Origin of the sequence: Nocardia arthritidis (genome assembly GCF_011801145.1) — a bacterium.
Classification (GTDB): Bacteria; Actinomycetota; Actinomycetes; order Mycobacteriales; family Mycobacteriaceae; genus Nocardia; species Nocardia arthritidis_A.
The window spans coordinates 773,763-797,475 of the sequence record NZ_CP046172.1; the positions used below are offsets into that span (position 1 = coordinate 773,763).

Sequence of the window (23,713 nt, forward strand, 5' to 3'; positions counted from 1 at the left end):
CGTCCCGGAACCGGCACGCCGGCAACCACTTACGCGTGCGAAATGGCCGACCAGCCCGCGACGTCCTCCGGCTTGCGCGGGCCGGGCCCGGTGTAGATCGCGGCCGGGCGCACCAGCTTCCCCAGTTGCTTCTGCTCCAGGATGTGCGCGCACCAACCCGCGGTGCGGCCGCAGGTGAACATCGCGGGCATCATGTGCGCGGGCACCTCGGCGAAATCCAGGATCACCGCGGCCCAGAACTCCACATTGGTTTCGATCGCGCGGTCCGGGCGCCGCTCGCGCAGCTCGGCGAGCGCCGCCTGCTCCAGTGCGGCGGCCACCTCGTAGCGCGGGGCGTCCAACCGCTTCGCGGTGCCGCGCAGCACCCGGGCGCGCGGATCCTCGGCCCGGTACACCCGGTGCCCGAAGCCCATCAGCTTTTCCTTGCGGTCCAGGATGCCCTTGACCAAAGCCCGTGCGTCGCCGGTCTTTTCGACCTCTTCGATCATCGGCAGCACCCGGGCGGGCGCGCCGCCGTGCAGCGGGCCCGACATCGCGCCGATCGCGCCGGACAGCGCCGCGGCGACATCGGCGCCCGTCGAGGCGATGACGCGCGAGGTGAAGGTGGACGCGTTCATGCCGTGCTCGGCGGCCGACACCCAGTAGGCGTCGATGGCCTCGGTGTGCCGCGGGTCCGGGTCACCCTTCCAGCGGGTCATGAACCGCTCGGTGACCGTGCTGCACTCGTCGATCTTCTTCTGCGGTACCGCGGGCTGGTAGATGCCGCGCGCGGACTGCGCGACGTAGGACAGCGCCATCACCGAGGCGCGGGCCAGATTCTCCCGCGCGGTCTCGTCGTCGATATCGAGCAGCGGCTGATAACCCCAGATGGGGGCGAGCATGGCCAGGCCGGCCTGCACGTCGACGCGCACGTCACCGGTGTGCACGGGCAGCGGGAACGGCTCGGCGGGCGGCAGGCCGCGGCCGAACTCCCCGTCCACCAGCAGAGCCCACACATCGCCGAAGGTCACCCGATTGCCGACCAGATCCTCGATGTCGACGCCGCGGTAACGCAGGGCGCCGCCGTCCTTGTCGGGTTCGGCGATATCGGTGGTGAATGCCACCACACCCTCGAGCCCGCTGACGAAATCGCTTGGTACGGATGCTCCTGGCACCGCGGGGCTGGTAGTCATGTTGTGACTCTCCTTGCACTTCGGGTCGCATGGGTTCTCGTCGATGAGGGATAACGCTTCGCCGAGCACATGCCGATCGGTTAAAACCTTAGCTTCTTGCTACCGCGGAGTAACGTCTGCCCCATGCGTGACCTGGACAATTCATCTGTCGGTCAAGAAGCGGCAGAGTTGCCAACGGATGTGGATTTGGCCGCCATGCGGGCCGAGTACGGGAACAACCCGTTCGGCTCCGGCGAGGACACCGACCTCGACGAGAGCTGGCTCGCGGGCGGTTGGGAGCCGCTGCTGCGGCACTGGATAGAGCAGGCGACGGCGGTCGGCATCGCCGAACCCAATGCCATGGTGCTGGCCACCGTGTCGCTGGCGGGTGGCACGCCGCGCCCGGTTGCCCGCACGGTGCTGTGCAAGGGTCTCTCACCCGAGGGTGTGACTTTTTACACGAACTACGAATCGGCGAAGGGCACCCAGTTGGCCGCGGTGCCGTTCGCCGCGGCCACCTTCGTCTGGCCCGCGCTCGGCAGGCAGGTGCACGTGCGCGGCGGGGTGGAGCAGGTGCCGATCGAGACCACCACCGTCTACTGGCGGTCCCGGCCGCGGGATTCCCAGCTCGGCGCCTGGGCCTCGCAGCAGTCCCGCCCGATCGGTTCGCGCGCCGAAATGGACCGGGTGCTGGCCGAGACCACCGCGCGCTTCGCCGATGTCGACGAGATCCCGGTGCCGCCGCACTGGGGCGGCTACCTCCTACGCCCCGACGAGGTCGAGTTCTGGCAGGGCCGCCGCGGCAGGCTGCACAACCGGATCCGGGTGCGCATCGACGACGGCGCGATGGCCGTCACGCGACTACAGCCGTAAGGAAATCGGCTCTGGTGAAATAAAATTCACTTCGATACCCGGGGCGTGACTGGTTAATCTCCTGGCCATGTTCACCCCCGCCTGCCGCCTTCCCGGATGAGGATCCTGGCCGACACCACCCCATTGCGTCAGCCGGATTATCGACGCCTGTGGGTCACCGGCATCGTCACCATGGTCGGCGCCCAGATGTCGCTGGTCGCGGCGCCGCAGCAGATTTTCCAGATCACCGGCAGCTCCGGCTATGTCGGCCTCGCCGGGCTGTTCGGTCTGGTGCCGCTGATCGTCTTCGGACTGTGGGGCGGCGCGCTCGCCGATGTGATGGATCGGCGAAAGCTGTTGCTGCTCACCAGTTTCGGCACCGGCATCACCTCGCTCGCATTCTGGGTGCAGGCCGCGGCGGGGCTGCACAACGTATGGGTCGTCCTGGTGCTGCTCGCCGCGCAGCAGGCGTTCTTCGCGGTGAATCAGCCGACGCGCAGCGCGACCATCCCGCGCCTGCTGCCCGCCGACCAGTTGGCGGCGGCCAATTCGCTCAACATGACGGTGATGCAGTTCGGGTCCATCGCCGGGCCGGTGCTCGCGGGCGCGCTCATCCCGGTGATCGGCCTCTCGACGCTGTACCTGCTGGACGCGATCGCGCTACTCGCGACGCTGTGGGCGGTGTGGCGGCTGCCCGCGCTCCCGCCGACCGGCACCGAGCGCAAGGCCGGATTCCGCACCGTCCTGGACGGTTTCGCGTATCTGGCCACCCAGCGCATCCTGCTCGCCTCGTTCGCGGTGGATCTGATCGCCATGATCTTCGGCATGCCGCGGGCGCTGTTCCCGCAGATCGCGCGCGAGACCTTCGGCGATCCGGCCACCGGCGGTCTCGCGCTCGGTCTGCTGTTCGCGTCGATGTCGGCGGGTGCGGTGCTCGGCGGTGTGTTCTCCGGCTGGATTCCCCGGGTGCGGCGGCAGGGGTTGGCCGTCGTGATCTGCATCGCGCTGTGGGGCTGCTCGATGATCGGTTTCGGGGTGGCCGTCGGGCTCACCGGCGACCTGCTCGGCGTCGGCGCCGGACTGTGGATCGCGCTGGGCTGCTCCGCATTCGGCGGCGCGGTCGACATGGTGTCCTCGGCGCTGCGGGTCACCATGCTGCAGACGGTCGCCACCGACGAGATGCGTGGGCGGCTGCAGGGGGTGTTCATCGTGGTTGTCGCGGGCGGGCCGCGCATCGGTGATGTTGCCCACGGTTTCGCCGCGGCGAGCCTGGGTACCGCTGTTGCTGCGGCGGGTGGTGGTGCGCTCGTTGTGGTCGGCATGGTGCTCGCGGCGATAGTCTTTCCGGCGTTCGTTCGGTACCGAGTGGGCCGCGCACATGCCGAAATGGTTCCGCGGTGACCTTGGCGAACACTCGGCAACCAGGAGCGAAACCTCACCGCAGCGTGTCCCGATTGTGAGCCCGACGAGAGCCACCCTCGATGGTTGGCCCTCTCGGTGAACGGCTAGCGTTGAGGTAAGTGCGTCGGGGCCGACCGCGCTCGACGCCTACGGTTCTAGCCTGAGAGGGATCCTTCCGTGCCCGCTGAGAACATCATCAACGTCGACGACGACGCCAAGCCGGTCCTTGTCTATCCCGGCGGGGAATTCCCCATGACGGTGACCAAGGCCGCCGAGGGCAATGACGGGATCGACCTCGGAAAGCTGCTGGCCAGCACCGGTTACGTCACCTACGACCCCGGCTTCATGAACACCGCGCCGACCAAGTCGGCCATCACCTACATCGACGGTGAGGCGGGCATCCTGCGCTACCGCGGATACCCGATCGATCAGCTCGCCGCCTCCTCCACCTTCATCGAGGTCAGCTACCTGCTGATCTACGGTGAGCTGCCCACCGCGGCCCAGCTCGACGACTTCACCAACCGGATCCGCAGGCACACCCTGCTGCACGAGGACCTGAAGCGGTTCTTCGACGGTTTCCCGCGCAACGCGCACCCGATGCCGGTCCTGTCCTCCGCGGTGAACGCGCTCTCGGCGTACTACCAGGACTCGCTGGATCCGCGTGATCCGGAGCAGGTGGAGCTGTCCACCATTCGACTATTGGCCAAGCTGCCCACCATCGCGGCCTACTCGTACAAGAAGTCGGTCGGCCAGCCGTTCCTCTACCCGGACAACTCGCTCAGCCTGGTGGAGAACTTCCTGCGAATGACCTTCGGCTTCCCGGCCGAGCCGTACGAGGTGGACCCCGAGGTCGCCGCGGCGCTGGACATGCTGCTCATCCTGCACGCCGATCACGAGCAGAACTGCTCGACCTCGACGGTGCGCCTGGTCGGCTCCTCCGACGCCAACCTGTTCACCTCGGTATCCGGCGGCATCAACGCGCTGTGGGGTCCGCTGCATGGCGGCGCGAACCAGGCGGTGCTGGAGATGCTCGACGGCATCAAGGCCAACGGCGGTGACGTCAAGGAGTTCATCCGCAAGGTCAAGAACAAGGAAGACGGGGTGAAGCTGATGGGCTTCGGTCACCGCGTCTACCGCAACTACGACCCGCGCGCCGCGATCGCCAAGAAGCACGCCGACGCCATCCTGCGCAAGCTCGGCGGCGACGACGAGCTGTTCGATATCGCGCAGGCGCTGGAGGAGGCCGCGCTCACCGACGACTACTTCATCGAGCGCCGCCTGTACCCGAACGTCGACTTCTACACCGGCGTCATCTACAAGGCCATGGGCTTCCCGACCCGGATGTTCACCGTGCTGTTCGCGATGGGCAGGCTGCCCGGCTGGATCGCGCACTGGCGGGAAATGCACAGCGAGCCACTGAAGATCGGTCGTCCGCGCCAGATCTACACCGGATACGGTGCGCGCGACTACCGTGAGATCGCCAACCGCGATTGATAACCCACCTATCGAAGGGGATAGCGAATGACCAAGCCGGAGATCGAATTCCAGGAGGGCCCCGCGCCCACCGAACTGGTGATCAAGGATCTCACGGTCGGTGAGGGCAAGGAAGCGGTGCCGGGCGGCACCGTCGAGGTGCATTATGTGGGCGTCGAATTCGACTCGGGCGAGCAGTTCGACTCCTCCTGGGACCGTGGCGAATCCATCACCTTCCCGCTGAGCAACCTGATCCAGGGCTGGAAGGACGGCATTCCCGGCATGAAGGTCGGCGGCCGTCGTCAGCTGACCATTCCGCCGGAGCTGGCCTACGGCCCGGCGGGTTCGGGGCACCGGCTGTCGGGCAAGACGCTGGTGTTCATCATCGATCTGCTGAACGCCAACTGAAAGCTGTTGCCGCAGCCCGGGTTTCGGACCCGGGCTGCGGCTTTTTTCATGGCTGCCGCATTTTTCATGCCTGTGGCATGGTTTCGGCTGTGTATATCTGTGCCTGCGGCGTCGAGGCCGGTACGGGCGGGTTCCGTTGTCAGCGGCGAGGTTTCGTCGGCTGCCTTGAATGTCGGGCTGCTTTGAACAGCGAACAACTCAGCCGCGGACGATTTCGACGGGGTCGGTGAGCGCGGCGGCGATGGCCGATTGCTGGCCGGAGCTGCGCTGCGGGAGCGCGGCGACCGCCTTGTCGGTTTGCGTGCTCAAATTGCCGACGACGCCCTGCAATTGAGTGACACCCTGGGTGAGTTGGCTGATGGCACTGGTCAATTGGGCTCCGCCCTGCTCGGCGAGCTGGGGGAGACCCTCGGCGAGTTTCGCGCCCTGCTGCAATTGGTCACTGGCGCTTTGCAATTTGCCGACAACGGTGCGCAGCAGGGTGCCGAGGTCGGTATCAGGGTCGACCGAGGCGCCCACCAGATCGCCGAGGCCGGTCAGCTGCGAGCCCGCCTGGCTCGAAATATCGCGCAGCCCTTGGAGTTTGGCAATGACGCCGGTGAGCGTCGGATCGCCCGCGAAGGGCAGGCCCTTCAGCAGCGGCAGAACTTGGTCGAGCCCGGTGGTGACGGCGCCTGCGGTCTGCGACACCTGATTGATGGTGACACCGGTCGAGCCGAGCGCGTCGGCGAGCTGATTCGCCTGCGCGGCCGCGCCGCTCACCGTGTTGTTCAGCAGCGTGATCGCCGAAGTCAATTGCGCGGCACCGCTTTTCGCGAAGTCCAGGAAGCCGAGCATTTGATCGGCGCCGGAGCTGAACTGATCGGCGCCCGCGGCCGCGGCCTTCACCCCCATGTTGAGCAGTTGGGCGGTGAACTGCACCTGCGTCATCTGGGTGCGCGCCTGGGCCGCGGCGCTGAGTGCCGCGTCGACGCCCGCCGCGCCGATCCGGTGCTGTACCTCGGTCACCGCGCCGTTCACGAGGTCGCGGTCCGCGCCCTTATGCGTGTTCACGGTGACCTTGGCCCGCTTGGGATCCGGTCCGGCGAGTGTGCCCATGGATGTGGTGAGGTCGTCGGGCAGCGTGATGACCGCGGCGTAGTCCTTGATATCCGCTTCGCCCGGTTTCGCGGCCGTCCAGTCGTAGCCGCCCGCATCCTGCAAGGCCTGCACGACCTTCGCTCCGGTTGGTCCCTTGTCCGCGTTGACGAGCGCGATACCCGTCGGCGTGTCGGAACGCCCGCAGGCGACGATGCCGGCGGCAATCGTGCCGGCGGCGACGAAAATGGCCAGAAGTCCCCAGCGGGTCCGTTTTTCGATCACGCGAACAGACCCTAAGGTCCACAGGTTACCCGGCCATGGCTGCTTCATAAGAATTTGCTATGGGTGCTGTTTATCGATATCGATCGAAGTGAAGATCGACCGAAGTCCCAGCGATATCGCTCGAAGTCCAGCTACGTCGTTCGAAGTCCCAGCTACGTCGTTCGAAGTCCAGCTATGTCGTTTGCGGCCAGAGATATCGCTCGCAGCCCAGCCTATTTGTTCCAATGCGTGTTCCGGGCGGGCAAATGCAGCACCAAGCGCACGCCGCCCAGCGTGCCGTCATCGAAATACGCTCGCCCGCCGTGTAATTGGGCCTGTTGGGCGACCAATGCCAGCCCGAGTCCCGATCCGCCCTTGCTCGCTTGGCTGCCGCGGAAGAAACGATCGAATACCGCCTCCCGCTCCTCGATCGGGATGCCGCGGCCATTGTCGTCGATCGAGATGATGATGTGCCCGTCCGAGGCGCGGTGTGCGGAAACCAGTGCCTGCGTTGCCCTTCCGTGTTTGACCGAATTGGTGAGCGCGTTGTCGACGGCGAGCCGCAGCCCGGCGGGCAGCCCACGGGTGACCAGTTCGGCGTCGCAGTCGATGCGCACGGTCAGATCCGGATAGTGCCGCATGGCGTCGTGTGCCGCCTGATCGCACAGATCACCGACGTCGGTGTCGACATGATCGCGCTCGTTGGTGAGGTCACCGGTGGCCAGTCGTTCCAGCGCGGCCAGCGTGCTCTCCACCCGGCCCTGGCTGCGTTGCAGGTCGGCGAGGATTTCCGCGCGCTGGGTCTCGTCCAGGTCCAGGGTGCGCAGCACCTCGAGGTCGGTGCGCATGGCGGTGAGCGGGGTGCGCAGTTCGTGCGCGGAGACGGCGGCGAAATCGCGCGCGGTGTCCAGGGCGGCGGCGGTTTCGGTCTGTGCCTGATCGACCCGCTCCAGCATGGTGTTCACCGCCTGGGCCAACTGCTCGGCCTCGCGCACACCCGAACCGTCGATCGGCGGCTGTGGATTGTCCGGATCGCGATAGCCGCTGCGCGCACCGACCTGCTTGGACAGGTGCACCATCGGGCGCACCGCGCGCCCGGCCAGCAGCCAGCCGAGCGCGGCGGCGGCGGCGATCGACGCCAGCGCCCCGAACAACACCCAACGTTGTTGCTGCGCGGTGGTTTTCGCCGCATCCGTGAACGGAATGCCGAGCGATACCACCTGCCCCGGCTGCTGATTCTCGGTGGTGGTGAGGATCCGATACGGGATGCCGTGCACCGTCACCGTGCGCGAACCCGTTGGCAGATCGGGCATTTGGGTCGGGGTGCTGGCGACGACGTCGCCGTCCCGGCGCACGGTGAGCGCCAGATCGTTGTTCAGCCCTGTGAGCCCGATGGCGGTCACCGCGATCACCGGTTGCAGCAGCACGATGCGCGAGGCCACCTTCAACTGCTGATCGGACTGCTGCACGTTGATCTTCTCGATCACCTGCACGCTGAGCAGGCTGATCAGCGAAACGATGATCACCGCACCCGCCGCCGCGGCCCCCGCCACCCGCGTGCGCAGCGAAAAGGTCCGACGCCGACGGGGTTTCGCGGTCATTTCGGGGCTCGGAGGACGAATCCCACCCCGCGAATGGTGTGCAGCAGCCGCGGCGTGCCGTCCACTTCCAGCTTGCGCCGCAGATACCCGACGAATACGTCGACCACATTGGTGTCGGCGGCGAAATCGTAGCCCCACACCAGTTCCAGCAGGCGTTCCCGGCTCAGCACGACGCCGACATTGCGGGCCAGCGTGGACAGCAGCTCGAATTCCCTTTTGGTGAGCTCGATTTCGTGCCCGTTGAGCAGCGCGCGATAGCCGGCGACGTCGACTTCCAACGGGCCCACCGTGATCGCGCCCGGCGTCGCGGGTGCGGGCGCATCGGTCTTGCGGCGCAACAGCGCCCGGATCCGGGCCACCAACTCGGCCAGCACGAACGGTTTGACCAGATAGTCGTCGGCCCCGTACTCGAGCCCGGCGATGCGATCGTCCACCGACGCGCGGGCGCTGAGCACACAGATCGGCACCTCGTTGCCCATGGCGCGCAGCGCGGTCACCACACCGGCGCCGTCGAGCACCGGCATATTCATATCGAGCACGATCGCATCGGGCGCATGCTCGTTCACGCTGCGCAACGCGGCCGCGCCGTCCCTGGCCACCAATACCTGGAAGCCGGACAGCCGCAGCCCTCGCTCGACCGAGGCGAGCACGTCCTCGTCGTCGTCGACGACGAGGACGGTCGGGTTCCCAGGACGCTCTGCCACGTCAGTCATTCTGCCGTCACCGCGCACCCGGATCGGTCAAGCGCCGCTCAGTAGTTATGGCAGGCGGCCGCGACCTGGCGCAGCTGCTCGGCGATACCCGCGGCGCGCGGGTCGTTCTCGGCCTGTGCCGCGGCGTCCGGATTCGCATCGATCGCCTTCTGCAGTTCGGCGCGGCGCTGATCCGGCGGCAGGTTGAACTTCTGCTGGATCTCGGCCTTCTGCGCCGGATTGTTGTCGAGCATGTTCGCCAGCAAGGGGGCCTTGGCGTGCAGTGCCTTGTCGACCTGGTCGAACGAACAGGTGGTGTCGAGCAGCGGCGCGATCATCGAGGTCGGATCGGCGGCGGCGATGCCGGGGCTGAGCAGAACGGTGACCGTGGCGATGCCGCCGGTCGCCAACGCGGCGAGGGCGGTGCGGCTGCGCAAACGCTTCATGTGGTGCTGCCTCCATGGTGTCGATGGGACGTGGACAAGCGACCTCGACCTTAGGGCGAGGCGCTGGCACAGGTGTGAACGATTACTGAGGATTCTCTGAGGGACGACCAAAACTATGACGGCACAACCGGATCCGCAATATTCATAGTTTCGTGATCCGCTCCGGGACGGGCCGCGACGATCTGTTCGGCGAGTGCGGTGAGCACGGCCGGATCCTCGATGGTGGACGGCATCTCGTACGGCTCACCCGCCGTGATCAGCCGGATGGTCTTGCGCAGGATCTTGCCGGATCTGGTCTTCGGCAGCGCGGGAACCACCACCACGTCGTACAGGGTGGCGATCGCGCCGATCTGTTCGCGCACCCGGGTGATCAGCTCCGTGCGCAGCAGCGCCGGATCGATCTCGACACCCGACTTGAGTACCACGTAGGCCAGTGGCCGATGTCCCTTGAGCTCATCCGGCAGACCGATCACCGCGCATTCGGCGACCGCGGGATGTCCGGCGATGGCGGCCTCGATACTGCCCGCCGAGAGCCGGTGCCCCGCCATATTGATGACATCGTCGCTGCGCCCGAGGACATAGAGGTAGCCGTCCTCGTCGAAATAGCCGGAGTCGCCGGTGAGGTAGTGGCCGGGATAGGTGGTGAGATAGGAGCGCTCGTAGCGGGCGTCGTCGTGCCAGAGCCCGCTCAGCGTGCCGGGCGGCAGCGGCAGCCCGATGACGATATTGCCCTCGGTGCCCGGCGCGACCGGATTGCCCTCGGAGTCGAGCACCCGGATCCGATAGCCGGGAACCGGCACCGAAGCCGATCCGGCCTTGATCGGAAGTTGTTGCAGCCCAAGCGGATTGGCGCAGATCGGCCAGCCGGTCTCGGTCTGCCACCAATGGTCGACGACGGGGCAGTCGGGCCGGTCGGCGAGCAGTGTGTGCACCGCCCACTCGTAGGTGGCCGGGTCGAGCCGCTCGCCCGCGCAGAACAGTGCGCGCAGCGAGGACAGGTCGTAGTCCGCGGCGAGTGCCGCGTCCGGATCCGCCTTGCGGATGGCGCGCAGCGCGGTCGGGGCGGTGAACACTGCGCGAACCTTGTGGTCCTGAATCACCCGCCAGTACACGCCCGCATCCGGCGTGCCGACCGGTTTGCCCTCGTAGAGCACCGTTGTCGCGCCGACGAGCAGCGGCGCGTAGACGATATAGGAGTGCCCGACCACCCAACCGACATCGGAGGCGGTCCACATGACATCGCCGGGGCCGACGTCGTAGATATTGCGCATGGACCAGGTGAGGGCAACCGCGTGTCCGCCGTTGTCCCGCACCACCCCCTTCGGCTTACCGGTGGTGCCGGAGGTGTAGAGGATATAGAGCGGATCTGTCGCATCCATCGGAACCGGATCGACCGGTTCGGCGTCGCGAACGGCGTCCGCCCAGTCCAGCCACTGCGCGACGACGGTCTGCGCGGAGCTCGGCAGCGATTCGGTCGCCGGTTGTGGCGCGGCGAAATGAATGGTCTCGAACAGCGGCTTTCCGTCGACGACGACATCGCGCTGCTTGACGATCACCTGCCGCGGCGCGGTGGTCTGGGCGATATCCAAGGCCTGCAAGACAATTGGCGGGTATTGAATCGGCCCGCTCGGCTCGATGCCGCCCGAGGCGGTGATGATGAGCACAGGTTCGGCGTCGTCGATGCGGGCCGCGAGCTCGGGCGCGGCGAACCCGCCGAACACCACCGAATGCACCGCGCCGATGCGCGCGCAGGCCAGCATGGCGATCACCGCTTCGGGAATCATCGGCAGGTAGATGATCACGCGGTCGCCCTTGCCGACTCCCAGCCGGACCATCGCACCGGCGAACCTGGCAACCTCGGCAAGCAACTCGGCGTAGGTGAAAACGCCTCTGGTGCCGGTCATAGCGGAGTCATATATTAAGGCGGGCTGATTCGGTCGGCCCTCCTCTCCGGCAGCTGGGCTTCCGAACACATGCCGGTCGAGGGCGTTGAAGGAGGTGTTGAGGCGAGCATCGGGGAACCATCTCGCCACCGGACGTGCGGTGGCATCGACTATTTGAGTGGGTGGCACGTCCCAATCGATTGCCTCGGCCGCGCCGGACCAGAACTCCGCGGGATCGACCAGGCTGGTCTGATAGACCGGCCGGTACTCGCGCTTCGTGTGCCCACCCGTCGCTCGGTCACCACCCCCCACCGAATCGCTTGTATTCAAACCGGTGACTCCCTAGCCTCGCTCGATGCCCGCCTCGATAGATCAGCATGATTGTGGCAGACTTCACGCGACGCCCGGGCGGGTGTCGCGACCTTTGGTTTTGCCTGGAAGGGGCAGGTCAAGGGGGGCAAGCTTACTCGAAGTCACCCAAGAAGTTATTGATCCGTTAGAATCTGATGTCACTTATTTCGGCCGTCGTAGACGCAATTTCTCGGCCTGCAGCAGTTCTCGGCCAGCTCCGTCTGTCGAGCCAGCATGCGATTGTGGAGGTTCGCTGATGGCGCGTGGTTGGGGCCAGTTTGGAAAGTGAGTGGGAGATGCGTGACGCCGCTAGGTCCGGCAGAAGGCGCTGGGCGCTCGGCAACTGGGACCTGCGCTGGAAGGTGACGGCGGTCCTGGCCGTACCTCTGGCGGTCGCGGTGGGGCTTGGGGTTTCCAGGATTTCGACCGAGTTCGCCGACTCGAGCCGGTTGGCGGATGCCTCGGACACCGTCGCTGCGATTCCGGTGGTGACGGCGCTCAGCGGCAACATGGGTGTTGTCGCCGGTTCGCAGATGATCGCGATCGGTCCGAACTCCGTTGTGACCGACCAGAACCTGGCGGATCTGGACAAGGCGATCGGTGCGGCGGAGAAGGTCTCCGACAAGTTGAATGGTGTGCCCGGTGGGGCCCGTGCCGCGCTGGAGGAGATGCTCACCTCGGCGAGAGCGGTTAGAACGCAGGGTAAATTGCCCTCGACACAGCCGCAGGCCGATGTAGTCGCGCTGATCGACAAGGTGCGCAGCGACAGCGTGCGCGTCGTGGAAAACGTTGTCGGACAGGTCAGCGACGCGGCCGTCGACGAGGCGAAGCTGCGCCTGGTAGACGCGCTCAATACCCGCTCGACCCTGACCAACGAGCTCGCCGCGTTCCCGGACTATCTGCGCAACCCGAAGGGCGGCCTGCCGGGCTTCCTCACCGCGGCCAATACCGAGCGCACGCTGCTCAATGTGCTCGCGCACCGGTTCGATGCCACCGATACGTCCATCGCCGACCTGCGGGTCGGTATCGATACGCGGGTGTCGTTGGCGAGCGGTCCGGATGCGCTCGCCGGCCAGCCCCCGGTCGGTGATCTGAAGAATTCGCTCATCACCAGCCTCGCGGTGTACGAGAAGATCATCGGCAAGGCCACCAAGGATATTGACGCCGGGATGAATTCGCTGGTGTCGACGGCCCAGCGGGATGCGTGGACGTACACCGCGGTCGTCGTCGTCACCATTCTGGCCGCGCTCATGCTCGCCGTCTTCGTCGCGCGATCGATGATCGTGCCGCTGCACCGGCTGCGGCTGGCCGCCCTGCGGGTGGCCGAAAGCGATCTGCCGCACGAGGTCGCGCAGTTGCGCAACGGCGCCGCGCCGGAGGATGTGCCGCTGGAACCGATGCCGGTGCGCAGCTCCGAGGAGATCGGCCAGCTGGCCCGCGCCGTCGACGATATCCACGGGCAGGCACTACGTTTGGCGAGCGACCAGGCGCAGATGCGTTCCCAGGTGAACGATATGTTCGAAACCCTGGCCCGTCGCTCCAAGTCGCTCGTCGACCACCAGCTCAGCCTCATCGAGGCGATGGAGTACGACGAGAAAGACCCCCGTCTGCTGGAAAACCTGTTCCGGCTGGACCATCTCGCCGCCCGCATGCGCCGCAACGGCGACAACCTGCTCATCCTCGCGGGTACCCGGCAGCGCCGCGCCAAGTCCGCCCCCGTCGAAATCGCCGATGTGCTGCGCGCCGCGATTTCCGAGGTCGAGGACTACGAGCGGGTGAAACTCGGTGCGACGCCGCGCGGTTCGCTGGTCGAACCGGCCGCATCCGATATGGCGCACCTGTTCGCCGAGCTGCTGGACAACGCGCTGCGCGCCTCGCCGCCGGAGACCGACGTCAAATTCACCTTCGCCCAGGCACACGACCAGGGCATGTTGATCGAGGTGGCCGACCGCGGCATCGGTATGCCGCCCTCGGAGATGAACGAGATCAACCACCGGCTGGAACAGACCGCGGAGCCAGGGCCGGATACCGCCCGGCACATGGGTCTTTTCGTGGTCGGCCGGTTGGCCGAGCGGCACGGGCTCACCGTGCGGCTGCGGGCGACCTTCGACACTGCCCGCGACCCTGGCGTCACAGTGACGGTTCACGTGCCTGCCAACCTCATCGTCGCAGGTAAGGGCGGGCCGGTCATCCAACCGACCCAGGCCAATCCGAATATGCCGCAGCGTCCGGCCCTCCCCGGGTCGCAGCGTCCGGCCCTCCCGGCGCCGAGCACCATGCAGACGCGGGCGATCACCCGCACGCCGGGCGGCAACGTCATGGTCACCGTCGATCCCGGTGTGAGCGGTCCGGTCCCCACCAGCGGTCCGGTCCCCACCAGTGGTCCGGTGCCGACCAGCGGTCCGGTTCCGGTGGGTGGACTGCCGCAGCGGCAACCGGGTTCGTCGATGGCCGCCGGTCTGCGTAGCGACGCGGTCCCCACCCTGCGCCCGGCACCCGGTCAGGACCAGGCGCCGCCCAATGTGCCGCAGCGCGGCAAACTGGCCGCGGCGAATCTGCCCAAACGCAACCTCAATGCGGGCGGTCCGCCGCGCTCGTTGAGTGGGCAGCCGATGAATACGCCGCCGCCGGGAGGTCAACCGCCGAGCGGCCAAGAGCCGACCATCCTCGGTGGCGGGATACCGCCGCGCGACCCGAACTCCGGCGACCTGCCGCAGCGGCAGCCGGGCGCCAACGGTGTGCCCCAGCCGAGCATCAGCGGGTTGCCGCAGCGTGAACCCGGTGCCGGTGGTCTGCCGCAGCGTCAACCGGGCGTGAACGGTGCGCCGCAACGCGATTCGGTGAACGGTCTGCCGCAGCGTGAGCCCGGTGCGGGCGGTCTGCCGCAGCGTCAACCGGGTGCGAACGGTGCACCGTCCCGTGAGCCGGGCGCCGGCGGTCTGCCGCAACGCCAGCCGACGGCCAACGACGCACCGCCGCGTGAGCCCGGTGTGCTGCCGCGGCGTGACGCGCTGTCCGGCGATGTGCCACCTGGTGGTCTGCCGCAGCGTGATCCGGGTTCGAGTGGTTTGCCGCAGCGTGCCAAGCGTGATCCGCTGTCCGGCGACCTCCCGCAGCGTGATGCTCCTGGCGGTTTGCCGCAGCGTGAGCCTGGTGTCGGTGGTTTGCCGCAGCGTGCCAAGCGTGACCCGCTGTCCGGCGACCTCCCGCAGCGCGAGCCCGGTGATCTGCCGCGGCGCGACGCGCTGTCCGGCGATGTGCCACCCGGTGGTTTGCCGCAGCGTGATTCGGGTTCGAGCGGACTTCCGCAGCGTGCCAAGCGTGACGCCCTGTCCGGTGATCTGCCGCAGCGGTCGAGTAGTGACCCGCTTTCGGGTGATCTGCCGCAACGTGATTCGGGTCGCCTGCCGCGTCGCGAAGCGCCCGGCGGCTTGCCGCAGCGCGACGCATTGTCCGGTGATCTGCCGCAGCGGTCGAGTAGTGACCCGCTTTCGGGTGATCTGCCGCAACGTGATTCGGGTCGCCTGCCGCGTCGCGAAGCCCCCGGCGGCTTGCCGCAGCGCGACGCGTTGTCGGGTGAGTTGCCGCAGCGTGAGCCCGGTGGTTTGCCGCGGCGCGACGCATTGTCCGGTGATCTGCCGCAGCGGTCGAGCAGCGATCCGCTTTCGGGTGATCTGCCGCAACGTGATTCGGGTCGCCCGCCGCGCCGCGAAGCTCCCGGTGGTCTGCCGCAACGTGATCCGGGTTCGAATGGCCTGCCCGCGCGGCACAGCGCATCCGGTCTGCCGCAACGCGATCCGGGCGCGACGAATCTGCCGCAGCACGAGGCGCCCCCCGGCGTCGCGCTACCTCGGCGGGAGAGCGCGCCGGAGGTGGCGGACGGCGGTGCGGCCCGGGATCCAGGCAAGCACAGCTTCCGGTCGAACCCGCAGAAGACCGCGTCGTTCTTCCAGACCAGATTGCAGCCCGCCGTCGATACCGGTTCCTCGATGGGTACGCCGATCTTCCAGGAAATGATGTCGGCGTGGTTGTCGGATGAGAACTCGGACCGGTCCCAGGTGGCCGCCTCCTTCGAATCACCGGGTGATGAAGGGTGGCAGGCGGCTCGCCACGCCGCCGAGGCACAGACCGAAACTCGAACGGCGGCCGGGTTGCCGCAACGCAATCCGGGTGGTCGACTCGTACCCGGTGCCGTGAACGGCGCCGCGGATCGGGCACCCCGCCGCGACCCCGAATCGATCAGGTCCAGCTTGAGTCGTCACCAGCAGGGCGTCCGGGATGGCCGCGCAATGAGAGCAATGAACCTAACCGGAGATAAAGGAGACCGATGAACCCCGATCTAGGTGGTACGAATCGTCAGCTGGATTGGCTGGTTTCGAACTTCGCCAACGAGGTTCCTGGCGTAGCCCATGCCGTCCTGGTCTCGGCTGACGGACTACTCATGGCCGCGAGCGCACAGCTGCCCGTGGATCGGGCCGAACAGCTGTCCGCGGTGACGGCCGGCCTGGCCAGCCTGTCGGTGGGCGTCTCGAATCTGTTCGAGGGCGGCACCGTCCTGCAGTCGGTTGTCGAGATGGAGCACGGTTACCTGCTGCTGATGGCGGTGGGTGACGGTTCGTATCTCGCCGTGCTGACCAACACGTCCTGTGATATCGGTCAGGTGGGATACGAAATGGCTTTGTTGGTCGAGCGGGTGGGCCAGACAGTTCAGGCCACGCCACGCGTCACGATGGGTTCCTGATGGTGGGATGGACATAGAAGATCACCGCGTGGGGAGCGCCGAGCCGAGCCTCGTCCGCCCGTACTCGCTGACCGCAGGCCGCACCAGGCCCGCGGTCGAGCTGGCGTTGGAGGCCCTCGTCGCATCGCATCCGGTCGCCCTGGAGCGGCAGTTCGAACTGACCAACATCGAGACGTCAATCGTGGAGTTGTGCAGAGAATCGCCGTCCGTTGCCGAGGTTGCTGCCCGATTGGGTATTCCGATCGGAGTGGCTCGCGTTCTCGTGGCCGACCTGATCGAGGCCGGGCACGTACGCGTTTCGGCGACTTTGAAAGACGATTCCAGCGACGATGAACGTCGCGAGCTGATCGAAAGGGTTCTCAGTGGACTCCGGCGTATTTGATTCGACGGCGCAGGTCGACACCCGGACCAGCAAGCCTACTTCGGCGAAGATCGTTGTCGCGGGTGGCTTCGGTGTCGGTAAGACCACGTTGGTCGGTGCTGTCTCGGAGATCGTTCCGCTGCGCACGGAGGCATTGGTGACCAATGCCAGTACCGGCATCGACAATCTGACGGGTATTCCGATGAAGTCGACCACCACCGTGGCGATGGACTTCGGCCGGATCAGCCTTGCCGACGATCTGGTGCTGTATCTCTTCGGCACGCCGGGGCAGTACCGATTCTGGTTCATGTGGGACGACCTGATCCGCGGCGCCATCGGCGCGGTGGTGCTGGTCGACACCCGCAGGCTGGAGGACAGCTTCGCCGCCGTCGACTACTTCGAGGCGCGCAACCTACCCTTCTTGGTGGCGCTCAACGAGTTCGACGACGCGCCCCGGTATCCGATCGAGGACATCCGGCAGGCGCTCGCGGTGCCTGCCGATGTGCCGATCCTGTCGATCGACGCCCGGCGGCGCGAGCCGGCCAAACAGGCGTTGGTCGCGCTCACCGAGTACGCGCTACGCAAGGTCATGCAGGGATACTGATTTGCCGGGCCCCGGCGGGCAGGAGCGGAGCGAATCGGGCCCGGATGTCGCCGGGCACGGTGAAACCGTTGGTGTGCGGCGGGTTTCCGCGATCGAGCTGATCGATCGGTTGCTCGACCCTGGATCGTTCGTCAGCTGGGATCGGCCACCCGTCGCGGTGGCCGCGTCCCCGTGGTACCGAGCGGAGCTGGTTCGGGCCGAGCGGGCGGCGGGTACGGACGAGGCGGTGCGCACCGGCGCCGGGTTGCTGCGTGGTCGGCGGGTGGCCGTAATCGCTTGCGAGTTCGGCTTTTTGGCCGGCTCGATCGGGGTCGCCGCGGCGGAGCGGATCGTGGCCGCGGTCGAGCGCGCGACCGAACTGGGCCTGCCCCTGCTCGCCTCGCCGACCTCGGGTGGCACCAGGATGCAGGAGGGCACGGTTGCTTTCGTGCAGATGGTGAAGGTCGCGGGCGCCGTCGCGGCGCACAAAGCGGCCGGGTATCCGTACCTGGTGTATCTGCGCGACCCGACCATGGGCGGGGTGTTCGCGTCCTGGGGCTCGTTGGGGCATATGACTTTTGCCGAGCCCGGTGCGCTGGTCGGATTCCTCGGGCCGCGGGTGTACGCGGCGCTGTACGGGCGGCCGTTCCCGGATGGGGTACAGACCGCCGAAAACCTTTACCGCAGCGGTGTTATCGACGGTGTGGTGCCGATTTCGGTGTACCGCAGGATCGCTCATCGCGCGTTGAGCGTGATGAGCGGGGTGCCCGATGCACAGACGGTCGAATCGTCGCCGCACGCAGCGGTATTCGGAGCCACACCGGGTGAGGTATCTGCCTGGGATTCGGTCGCGATCTCGCGCCGCCCGAATCGGCCGGGTATCCGTGAGTTGTTACGCCATGTGACGCAACGTGTTCCGTTGAGTGGGACGGGTCAGGGCGAGCTGGACCGGACGGTCGTGCATGCCCTCGCCCGGTTCCGCGGTTGGCCGTGCGTGGTATTCGGGCACGACCGGGCGGGGCAGCGCGGCGAGAACACCATGGGACCGGCCGCTTTGCGGGAGGCCCGCCGCGCCATGGCGCTGGCGGAGGAGCTGCGGCTGCCCCTGGTGTTGGTGATCGATACGGTTGGGGCCGCACTGTCCAAGGAGGCGGAGGAGCGTGGTCTAGCGCCCGAGATAGCCCGCTGCATAGCCGATTTGGTCATGTTGCGCACGCCCACCGTCTCCGTGCTGCTCGGCCAGGGGACCGGTGGCGGTGCCCTCGCGCTGCTGCCCGCCGACCGGGTGCTCGCCGCGACGCACGCCTGGCTCGCCCCGCTGCCGCCTGAGGGCGCCAGCGTCATCGTCTATCGAGACACCACCCATGCGCCCGAACTGGCGGCCGCCCAACGCATTCGGTCAGCTGATCTGCTGGCCGACGGAATAGTCGACCGCATAGTCCCTGAACTCCCGGACGCCGCAACCGAACCCACCGACTTCGCAAACCGCATGGTTACCGCGATAGCCGAAGAACTTGCCGCCCTGAGCAATTCCAACGAGGCTGAACTCCTCGCCCGCCGCGGTGCCCGTTACCGCCGCCTCGGGCTGCCGGGTTGATCAACGGTATCGGTACGCGGGGGATTGCGACGCGTGCGAGGATGTTCGCGCCGTAGCGGAGGAGCAGTAGCCCCGAAACTATGGGGCGGACTGATGGTGAGCGGGCTGGCATGATCTCGGACATGATCATCCGACGAATGTCCATGCTCGCCGTCGCCCTGCTTCCGGCCGCGGCGGCGCTCACCACCGCTGCCACGGCCACCGCCGACCCGTGGTTGCAGCCGCCGGTGATCGAGCAGGTGATCGTGTCGCCGGGCAACGCGTCGGTGAAATTCCACAACCCGAACGACGAGGGCGTCTGCTGGATCTACCGAGACGACACCGGCGAAATCCTCGGCGGCAACAACCCGGTGGCCTTCGCCGTCCCCGGCGGCAGAATGGTCCAGACCTCGACCGGCGCAAATTACATTCCGGCCCAGCGGATCCCGCTGCGCGGCGCCTGTTCGACGGATCACCCGGCCACCGGCTACGACGGCTCGGCCCGCACCGATATCGTCTACGTCGATGTCCCCGAGCGCCCCCGCACCGGCAGCTTCTGAGGTCTGGTCGACCGTCGAGTCGGCTCACCGGACGATCTGTAGCCCGTTGCGGATGCGGTCCAGGTCTGCGCGATAGAAGTAGAGGTCGATGGCCGCCACCTCGGTTCGCATTGAGATCAGGTACTGTAATTCACCGGAAATGTAAGTGACGGAAAGGTATTCGTCGTAGTCGGATCCATTGCCGTCCTTGGCGGGAACTGTTCCTATGGTCCGGTATCCGGGCAGACCGCATACTTCGATCCTCTCGGAGGACAATTTCTTCCATCCGGAGGGGCCGACCATGCCGACTGCGGTATCGGATTTGAATGGGGCGGGTGCGGTGACGGTGATGGTTGCGCTGCGGCGTCCGCCCGGTTTCGGGGTGTCGGGGTGGATCACCAATCCGGGGCCGGTGCCGTCCCACTTCGCCGGTTGCCAGCCGGGTAACCGTGGAATCCGAACTGTGAACGGATGTTCCGGGGCAGGGTCGATGGCGACGACCGGTCCAGACGCGTCGGCGCACGCGAATTCGGTGACGGTCGAGGTCTCGGCCGGGTCCGACGCGCCGCATGCGGCCATGGACAGCGCGGCAACACAGACGAACGCCCGTGCGAGACATCGAAGACCGATCATGGGTCGAAAGTTTATTCGATTATGCGGGGCTTCCCAGGGCTGAGAGCGGCGACGCTGGCCGCTTGCGGAATCCGGATTGCGGACGGCGGATTGAGATTTCGATCGATGGTTGCATCGATGGCGCATCCGCATGGTGCACGTGATATGCAATTTTGCTATGGCGTGTGCTATTTGATTGCTGAAAAGGCAAGCGCCAGAGTGTATTCGGGTAACAGATACCGGTAATATCCTTCGGCCCAGTCGGTTTCGGATGCAGAACCCGATCCGAACGGGGGCCCGTACCGAATGATCGGTGTGAAATCGATTCTGCTAGCCGATGCGGTTCTCACTGCGCCGCTTGTATTTTCGGCAGTTGCCGCGAATGTGTTCAGGTTCGAGCGGGCTCGGAGCGGGCTTCCATGGCCCGCGAGTGGGTCGCTCGGTTCTTTCCAGCTGGGTTCGCGCCCCCTGGTCGGCAAGTGGTGCGGCCGATCGTGAACCTACCGAAGCGATTCAGGCCCAATATTTTTCATGAGGATGCCGGGGGGCTGCCACTATCATGGCCGACAGTGAGATCATCGAGACCCTGGGGGAGTCGTGGTTGCTGTCGGGAAAATTGTCGCCATCGCGTTGGACAGTGCCGATCCGGCCGGTCTGGCGCGGTTCTACCGTGAGCTGTTGGATCTGCCGGTGCGGTACGAGTCACCGGAATTCGTTTGTCTGCAGGGTGAAGGCGTGATGCTGACCTTCGAGTACGTGGCCGATCATCGGCCGCCGGTCTGGCCCGGTGTCGAGGTGCCCAAGCAAATGCACCTCGACATCGAGGTCGACGATCTCGACGAGGCCGAACGCCGGGCGATCGAAATCGGCGCGGTGAAAGCGGACTTTCAGCCCAAGCCGGAAAGCTGGCGGGTATTGCTCGACCCAGCGGGACACCCGTTCTGCGTCGTCGCACCGATACCGGCGCATAACTGACGGTGCGAATGCGCGACCAGGTGTGATTCAACAGCTACCGTCGCGGGGAATCACCGCGCATCTGCGCCGGGTTGCACTCGGTAGCTGATGTAAGCCGGGTGGCGTTGGCGGACAGAGCTTTTCGTTGCTCGGCGGCGAAAGGGGTCGATGATGACCGAACAGGGGAATGCGGCGGCGGTGCGGGCGGCCTACGACCTGCTCGACTCCGGGGATCTGGAGGGCTTTCTCGAACTGCTGGACCCGGAGTTCGTTGCGACGCAATCGGATGCGGTGCCGTGGCGCGGTAGCTATCGCGGGCCGGAGGAGGCGCGCGAAATGTTCGGCCGGGTAGGCAAATTCGCGGAGGCGACGTATCGTGCCGACGAGTTCATCGATGGCGGCGAGCGGATCGTTGTCATCGGTGCGGCGACGATCACCCCGCACCTGACGGGACGGCCGGCCACGGTCCGTGAGCTGCATGTCTGGCGGGTGCGTGACGGGCGGCTGCTCGGTCTGGACATCTTCCTCAACGCTCCGCAGAACCTGCTCACGGAACTCGCGCAGAGCAGGTGCCGCACAGCGCGTGTAGCGAGCTGAATGGGCCGCTCCAAGTACTGGTCGGTCTGAAAAACGAGTGGTCAACACACCGAGTGTGTCGTTGACGGTTCGGCGTGTCACTCCTACGGTCGAGTAGTGACCTACAAAAGCGAGACCAGCGCAGTGCCAGCCATCGTGCTGAGCGACGGGAACCTGATCCCGCAACTCGGCTTCGGTGTGTTCCAGGTGCCGGCCGACGACGTCTTCCCCGTCGTCACGGCCGCGCTGGAGGCCGGATATCGCAGCATCGACACGGCCGCCATCTACGGCAACGAAGAGGGCACGGGCCGGGCGATTCGCGAGTTCGGGCTGCCTCGTGACGAGGTCTATGTCACCACCAAGGTCTGGAACGAGCATCAGGGGTTCGATTCCACGCTGCGCGCCTTCGACGCGAGCATGGACCGGCTCGGCCTGGACTACCTGGACCTATACCTGATCCACTGGCCGATCGCCATGGCCGACAAGTATGTCGACACCTTCCGCGCGCTACAGGCGCTGAAGGCGCAGGGCCGGGTTCGTTCGATCGGCGTCTCCAACTTCACCGTCGCGAACCTGGAACGCATCATCGGTGAAACCGGGGAGACCCCGGCGGTCAACCAGATCGAACTGCATCCGCGGCTGGCCCAGCGCGAACTGCGCGAATTCCACGCCGCACACGCCATCGCCACCGAGGCGTGGAGCCCCCTCGGCCAGGGCACGTTGCTCGACGACAAGACCATCATGTCCATAGCCAACGAACTCGGTCGCACACCCGCGCAGGTCATCATTCGCTGGCATCTGCAACTCGGGAATATCGTCATCCCCAAGTCCGTCACCCCGTCCCGAATCAAGGCAAACTTCGAGGTCTTCGGATTCGAACTGTCGAAGCAGCAGATGGACGCGATCGATGCCCTCGACAACGGTGGGCGCGTCGGCCCCGACCCAGACACCTTCAGCATCGGCGCCTGAAGCGCCAGCTCGTCTGATACCGACACCGGCATGGTCGGTGCCCATCCATGTTGCCCGCGGGGTATTTCGCTGGCGTTGTGCGCGCTGGTACCGGTGCGTGGCTAACGGCATCTATTAGTGCGGCAATTCAGGCTGAATGCCTTCGAACTTCTGCGAGTTGTCGGTATCCACCTGAACGATCTTGTTGACGGCTTTCTCCATGGTGTCGCGGATCAGTGTTACGACCTCAATGTGCGCTCGCAGTGCAGAGTCCACGTCACCATCGCCGCCAACTGCTTTGGCCGACAACATCTTTGCGAGCTCATCGGCGCAATCGAAGCGGCCGAAGCCGGTCACGTTCCGTAGCAGGTCGGTGGCCCGCAAAAGATCCTGATAGAGCTCGATCTGCTTATTGCACGCATCTCGGCAGCTGCTGGCGACATCTGGGTCCAAGAAGAGTCGGCCAGCCTCTGCCTCGCCTTTGAGGTAATCCCAACGGGATCTTTCTGCTTTTAAGTCCATGATTACCTCCGGTTACCGTGGGAGGACCGGCGCGAGTATTTCCGCAGCGGCTTTTGCGCGTTCACAGGGGGGTATCTGCTTTCCCTTGGCCGACACATCGAAGGCCGATATTTCGACAGCGCCGTGAGCGGTCGGCAGAGCCAAGTAGCACGATTCGGATTTATCTGCCGAGGTGTCTCGATATGTGAAACCGCTACGCCCTTGAACCGATACGTTTGCGAAGTCGGTATTGGCCTTCTTTGCCTTGAACTCGTCTACGGTATGAATAGTGCTAAGGACCCCGACATTAAAATTGTGCGGAAGTTCCGAATCGTGCCAGTCGCATATCTTCCATCCCGGTTCCGGGACATCGAGAATATCGGACTTTTTGGTTGCGGGATCCACGCCGATCTGTCGAAGTAGCTGGTCTGGAATTTGTGTACATGGATCCCAAAGGGCTGCGGTAGCGGCCGACGTGTCGACCGTCGTCGGTGCGGGCTGGCCTTGTTTGTCCGGTCCGCACCCGGACGCCAACAGCAGTACCCCCGTCAGCGCCGTAATGGTCGCTGTTGCCTGCCGTCCCACCTGTGCCCTCCGATCAGCCGTCGCTCGAATCGGCTCAAGGGGTAAGACGCACCCCGCCGTCGTTCGGTTCCCATCAGAACACGATTGGCTCTGATGCTGGTAGAGGTTGGGGACTGGTGGCGGGTTCTGTGCTGGGCG

At 66.1% G+C, this 23,713-nt stretch carries 22 protein-coding genes; 13 read left to right on the forward strand and 9 right to left on the reverse strand.

The window, feature by feature from the left end; translation table 11 throughout:
* Positions 1-29: 29 nt before the first annotated feature.
* Positions 30-1,172: a citrate synthase 2 gene (locus tag F5544_RS03665; protein ID WP_167471856.1), complete on the reverse strand. Its 1,143-nt coding sequence runs from the start codon at positions 1,170-1,172 to the stop codon at positions 30-32.
* Between the two features lie 123 nt (positions 1,173-1,295).
* Here F5544_RS03665 and pdxH point away from each other — a divergent pair, with 123 nt between their 5' ends.
* The 4 genes from pdxH (at position 1,296) to F5544_RS03685 (ending at position 5,285) form a co-directional block, all read left to right on the forward strand.
* The gene (pdxH, locus tag F5544_RS03670; protein WP_167471857.1) at positions 1,296-2,024 is read left to right on the forward strand and encodes a pyridoxamine 5'-phosphate oxidase; all 729 of its coding nucleotides are present in this window, start codon (positions 1,296-1,298) and stop codon (positions 2,022-2,024) included.
* A gap of 96 nt (positions 2,025-2,120) precedes the next feature.
* Positions 2,121-3,404 carry an MFS transporter gene (locus tag F5544_RS03675; RefSeq protein WP_167471858.1) on the forward strand — a complete coding sequence of 428 codons (1,284 nt, stop codon included), beginning with the start codon at positions 2,121-2,123 and terminating at the stop codon, positions 3,402-3,404.
* Positions 3,405-3,581: 177 nt separating this feature from the next.
* Positions 3,582-4,898, forward strand: coding sequence for a citrate synthase (locus F5544_RS03680; protein ID WP_167471859.1), 1,317 nt, complete (start codon positions 3,582-3,584; stop codon positions 4,896-4,898).
* Positions 4,899-4,925: 27 nt separating this feature from the next.
* A complete protein-coding gene (locus F5544_RS03685) occupies positions 4,926-5,285 on the forward strand; it encodes an FKBP-type peptidyl-prolyl cis-trans isomerase (protein ID WP_167471860.1) in 360 nt (119 codons plus the stop codon).
* A gap of 198 nt (positions 5,286-5,483) precedes the next feature.
* Here F5544_RS03685 and F5544_RS03690 read toward each other — a convergent pair whose 3' ends face one another.
* The 5 genes from F5544_RS03690 to F5544_RS03710 all read right to left on the reverse strand — a co-directional run bounded on the left by F5544_RS03690 (position 5,484) and on the right by F5544_RS03710 (position 11,560).
* Complete coding sequence (locus F5544_RS03690; protein WP_167471861.1) at positions 5,484-6,647, reverse strand: hypothetical protein; 1,164 nt, start codon at positions 6,645-6,647, stop codon at positions 5,484-5,486.
* A gap of 212 nt (positions 6,648-6,859) precedes the next feature.
* Complete coding sequence (locus F5544_RS03695; RefSeq protein WP_174867261.1) at positions 6,860-8,227, reverse strand: sensor histidine kinase; 1,368 nt, start codon at positions 8,225-8,227, stop codon at positions 6,860-6,862.
* Positions 8,224-8,940 (reverse strand): response regulator transcription factor, encoded by a 717-nt coding sequence (locus tag F5544_RS03700; protein WP_167471862.1) that lies wholly within the window; start codon positions 8,938-8,940, stop codon positions 8,224-8,226. The genes F5544_RS03695 and F5544_RS03700 overlap by 4 nt, the downstream gene beginning before the upstream one ends.
* Positions 8,941-8,978: 38 nt before the next feature.
* Positions 8,979-9,365: a hemophore-related protein gene (locus F5544_RS03705; protein WP_167471863.1), complete on the reverse strand. Its 387-nt coding sequence runs from the start codon at positions 9,363-9,365 to the stop codon at positions 8,979-8,981.
* Positions 9,366-9,478: 113 nt separating this feature from the next.
* Positions 9,479-11,560: an AMP-binding protein gene (locus F5544_RS03710; RefSeq protein WP_167471864.1), complete on the reverse strand. Its 2,082-nt coding sequence runs from the start codon at positions 11,558-11,560 to the stop codon at positions 9,479-9,481.
* A gap of 335 nt (positions 11,561-11,895) precedes the next feature.
* On the opposite strand from F5544_RS03710, the gene F5544_RS03715 reads away from it, so the two are divergent.
* The 6 genes from F5544_RS03715 (at position 11,896) to F5544_RS03740 (ending at position 19,420) form a co-directional block, all read left to right on the forward strand.
* Entirely contained in the window at positions 11,896-15,930 is a 4,035-nt protein-coding gene (locus F5544_RS03715) for a sensor histidine kinase (protein ID WP_167471865.1), read from the forward strand.
* Entirely contained in the window at positions 15,927-16,340 is a 414-nt protein-coding gene (locus F5544_RS03720) for a roadblock/LC7 domain-containing protein (RefSeq protein WP_011207200.1), read from the forward strand. The genes F5544_RS03715 and F5544_RS03720 overlap by 4 nt, the downstream gene beginning before the upstream one ends.
* Positions 16,341-16,347: 7 nt before the next feature.
* Entirely contained in the window at positions 16,348-16,722 is a 375-nt protein-coding gene (locus F5544_RS03725; RefSeq protein WP_014981573.1) for a DUF742 domain-containing protein, read from the forward strand.
* On the forward strand, positions 16,703-17,305 hold the full coding sequence (locus F5544_RS03730) for a GTP-binding protein (protein WP_174867263.1): 603 nt from the start codon (positions 16,703-16,705) through the stop codon (positions 17,303-17,305). The genes F5544_RS03725 and F5544_RS03730 overlap by 20 nt, the downstream gene beginning before the upstream one ends.
* A 73-nt stretch (positions 17,306-17,378) precedes the next feature.
* On the forward strand, positions 17,379-18,881 hold the full coding sequence (locus F5544_RS03735) for an acetyl-coenzyme A carboxylase carboxyl transferase subunits beta/alpha (protein ID WP_174867559.1): 1,503 nt from the start codon (positions 17,379-17,381) through the stop codon (positions 18,879-18,881).
* 122 nt (positions 18,882-19,003) lie between these two features.
* A complete protein-coding gene (locus F5544_RS03740) occupies positions 19,004-19,420 on the forward strand; it encodes a hypothetical protein (RefSeq protein WP_167471867.1) in 417 nt (138 codons plus the stop codon).
* A 24-nt stretch (positions 19,421-19,444) separates the two neighbouring features.
* Here the strand turns inward: F5544_RS03740 and F5544_RS03745 are convergent, their stop codons facing one another.
* Positions 19,445-20,032, reverse strand: a complete 588-nt coding sequence (locus F5544_RS03745) for a hypothetical protein (RefSeq protein ID WP_167471868.1) — start codon at positions 20,030-20,032, stop codon at positions 19,445-19,447.
* 576 nt (positions 20,033-20,608) lie between these two features.
* On the opposite strand from F5544_RS03745, the gene F5544_RS03750 reads away from it, so the two are divergent.
* The 3 genes from F5544_RS03750 to F5544_RS03760 all read left to right on the forward strand — a co-directional run bounded on the left by F5544_RS03750 (position 20,609) and on the right by F5544_RS03760 (position 22,510).
* Positions 20,609-20,986 (forward strand): VOC family protein, encoded by a 378-nt coding sequence (locus F5544_RS03750; RefSeq protein ID WP_238847066.1) that lies wholly within the window; start codon positions 20,609-20,611, stop codon positions 20,984-20,986.
* Between the two features lie 147 nt (positions 20,987-21,133).
* A complete protein-coding gene (locus F5544_RS03755; RefSeq protein ID WP_238847067.1) occupies positions 21,134-21,562 on the forward strand; it encodes a nuclear transport factor 2 family protein in 429 nt (142 codons plus the stop codon).
* A 96-nt stretch (positions 21,563-21,658) separates the two neighbouring features.
* Positions 21,659-22,510 carry an aldo/keto reductase gene (locus F5544_RS03760; RefSeq protein WP_167471870.1) on the forward strand — a complete coding sequence of 284 codons (852 nt, stop codon included), beginning with the start codon at positions 21,659-21,661 and terminating at the stop codon, positions 22,508-22,510.
* Positions 22,511-22,624: 114 nt separating this feature from the next.
* Here the strand turns inward: F5544_RS03760 and F5544_RS03765 are convergent, their stop codons facing one another.
* Positions 22,625-23,011 (reverse strand): hypothetical protein, encoded by a 387-nt coding sequence (locus F5544_RS03765; RefSeq protein WP_167471871.1) that lies wholly within the window; start codon positions 23,009-23,011, stop codon positions 22,625-22,627.
* A 12-nt stretch (positions 23,012-23,023) separates the two neighbouring features.
* Complete coding sequence (locus F5544_RS03770) at positions 23,024-23,575, reverse strand: DUF3558 domain-containing protein (protein WP_167471872.1); 552 nt, start codon at positions 23,573-23,575, stop codon at positions 23,024-23,026.
* Positions 23,576-23,713: the final 138 nt, after the last annotated feature.

What these genes read in the sequence shown, in the direction of transcription:
- F5544_RS03700 (WP_167471862.1), bottom strand. Translation starts at nt 8,940, where the DNA reads ATGACTGACGTGGCAGAGCGTCCTGGGAACCCGACCGTCCTCGTCGTC.
- F5544_RS03715 (WP_167471865.1), top strand. Translation starts at nt 11,896, where the DNA reads ATGCGTGACGCCGCTAGGTCCGGCAGAAGGCGCTGGGCGCTCGGCAAC.
- F5544_RS03755 (WP_238847067.1), top strand. Translation starts at nt 21,134, where the DNA reads ATGATGACCGAACAGGGGAATGCGGCGGCGGTGCGGGCGGCCTACGAC.
- pdxH (WP_167471857.1), top strand. Translation starts at nt 1,296, where the DNA reads ATGCGTGACCTGGACAATTCATCTGTCGGTCAAGAAGCGGCAGAGTTG.
- F5544_RS03685 (WP_167471860.1), top strand. Translation starts at nt 4,926, where the DNA reads ATGACCAAGCCGGAGATCGAATTCCAGGAGGGCCCCGCGCCCACCGAA.
- F5544_RS03675 (WP_167471858.1), top strand. Translation starts at nt 2,121, where the DNA reads ATGAGGATCCTGGCCGACACCACCCCATTGCGTCAGCCGGATTATCGA.
- F5544_RS03725 (WP_014981573.1), top strand. Translation starts at nt 16,348, where the DNA reads ATGGACATAGAAGATCACCGCGTGGGGAGCGCCGAGCCGAGCCTCGTC.
- F5544_RS03705 (WP_167471863.1), bottom strand. Translation starts at nt 9,365, where the DNA reads ATGAAGCGTTTGCGCAGCCGCACCGCCCTCGCCGCGTTGGCGACCGGC.
- F5544_RS03745 (WP_167471868.1), bottom strand. Translation starts at nt 20,032, where the DNA reads ATGATCGGTCTTCGATGTCTCGCACGGGCGTTCGTCTGTGTTGCCGCG.
- F5544_RS03720 (WP_011207200.1), top strand. Translation starts at nt 15,927, where the DNA reads ATGAACCCCGATCTAGGTGGTACGAATCGTCAGCTGGATTGGCTGGTT.
- F5544_RS03765 (WP_167471871.1), bottom strand. Translation starts at nt 23,011, where the DNA reads ATGGACTTAAAAGCAGAAAGATCCCGTTGGGATTACCTCAAAGGCGAG.
- F5544_RS03740 (WP_167471867.1), top strand. Translation starts at nt 19,004, where the DNA reads ATGATCATCCGACGAATGTCCATGCTCGCCGTCGCCCTGCTTCCGGCC.
- F5544_RS03665 (WP_167471856.1), bottom strand. Translation starts at nt 1,172, where the DNA reads ATGACTACCAGCCCCGCGGTGCCAGGAGCATCCGTACCAAGCGATTTC.
- F5544_RS03695 (WP_174867261.1), bottom strand. Translation starts at nt 8,227, where the DNA reads ATGACCGCGAAACCCCGTCGGCGTCGGACCTTTTCGCTGCGCACGCGG.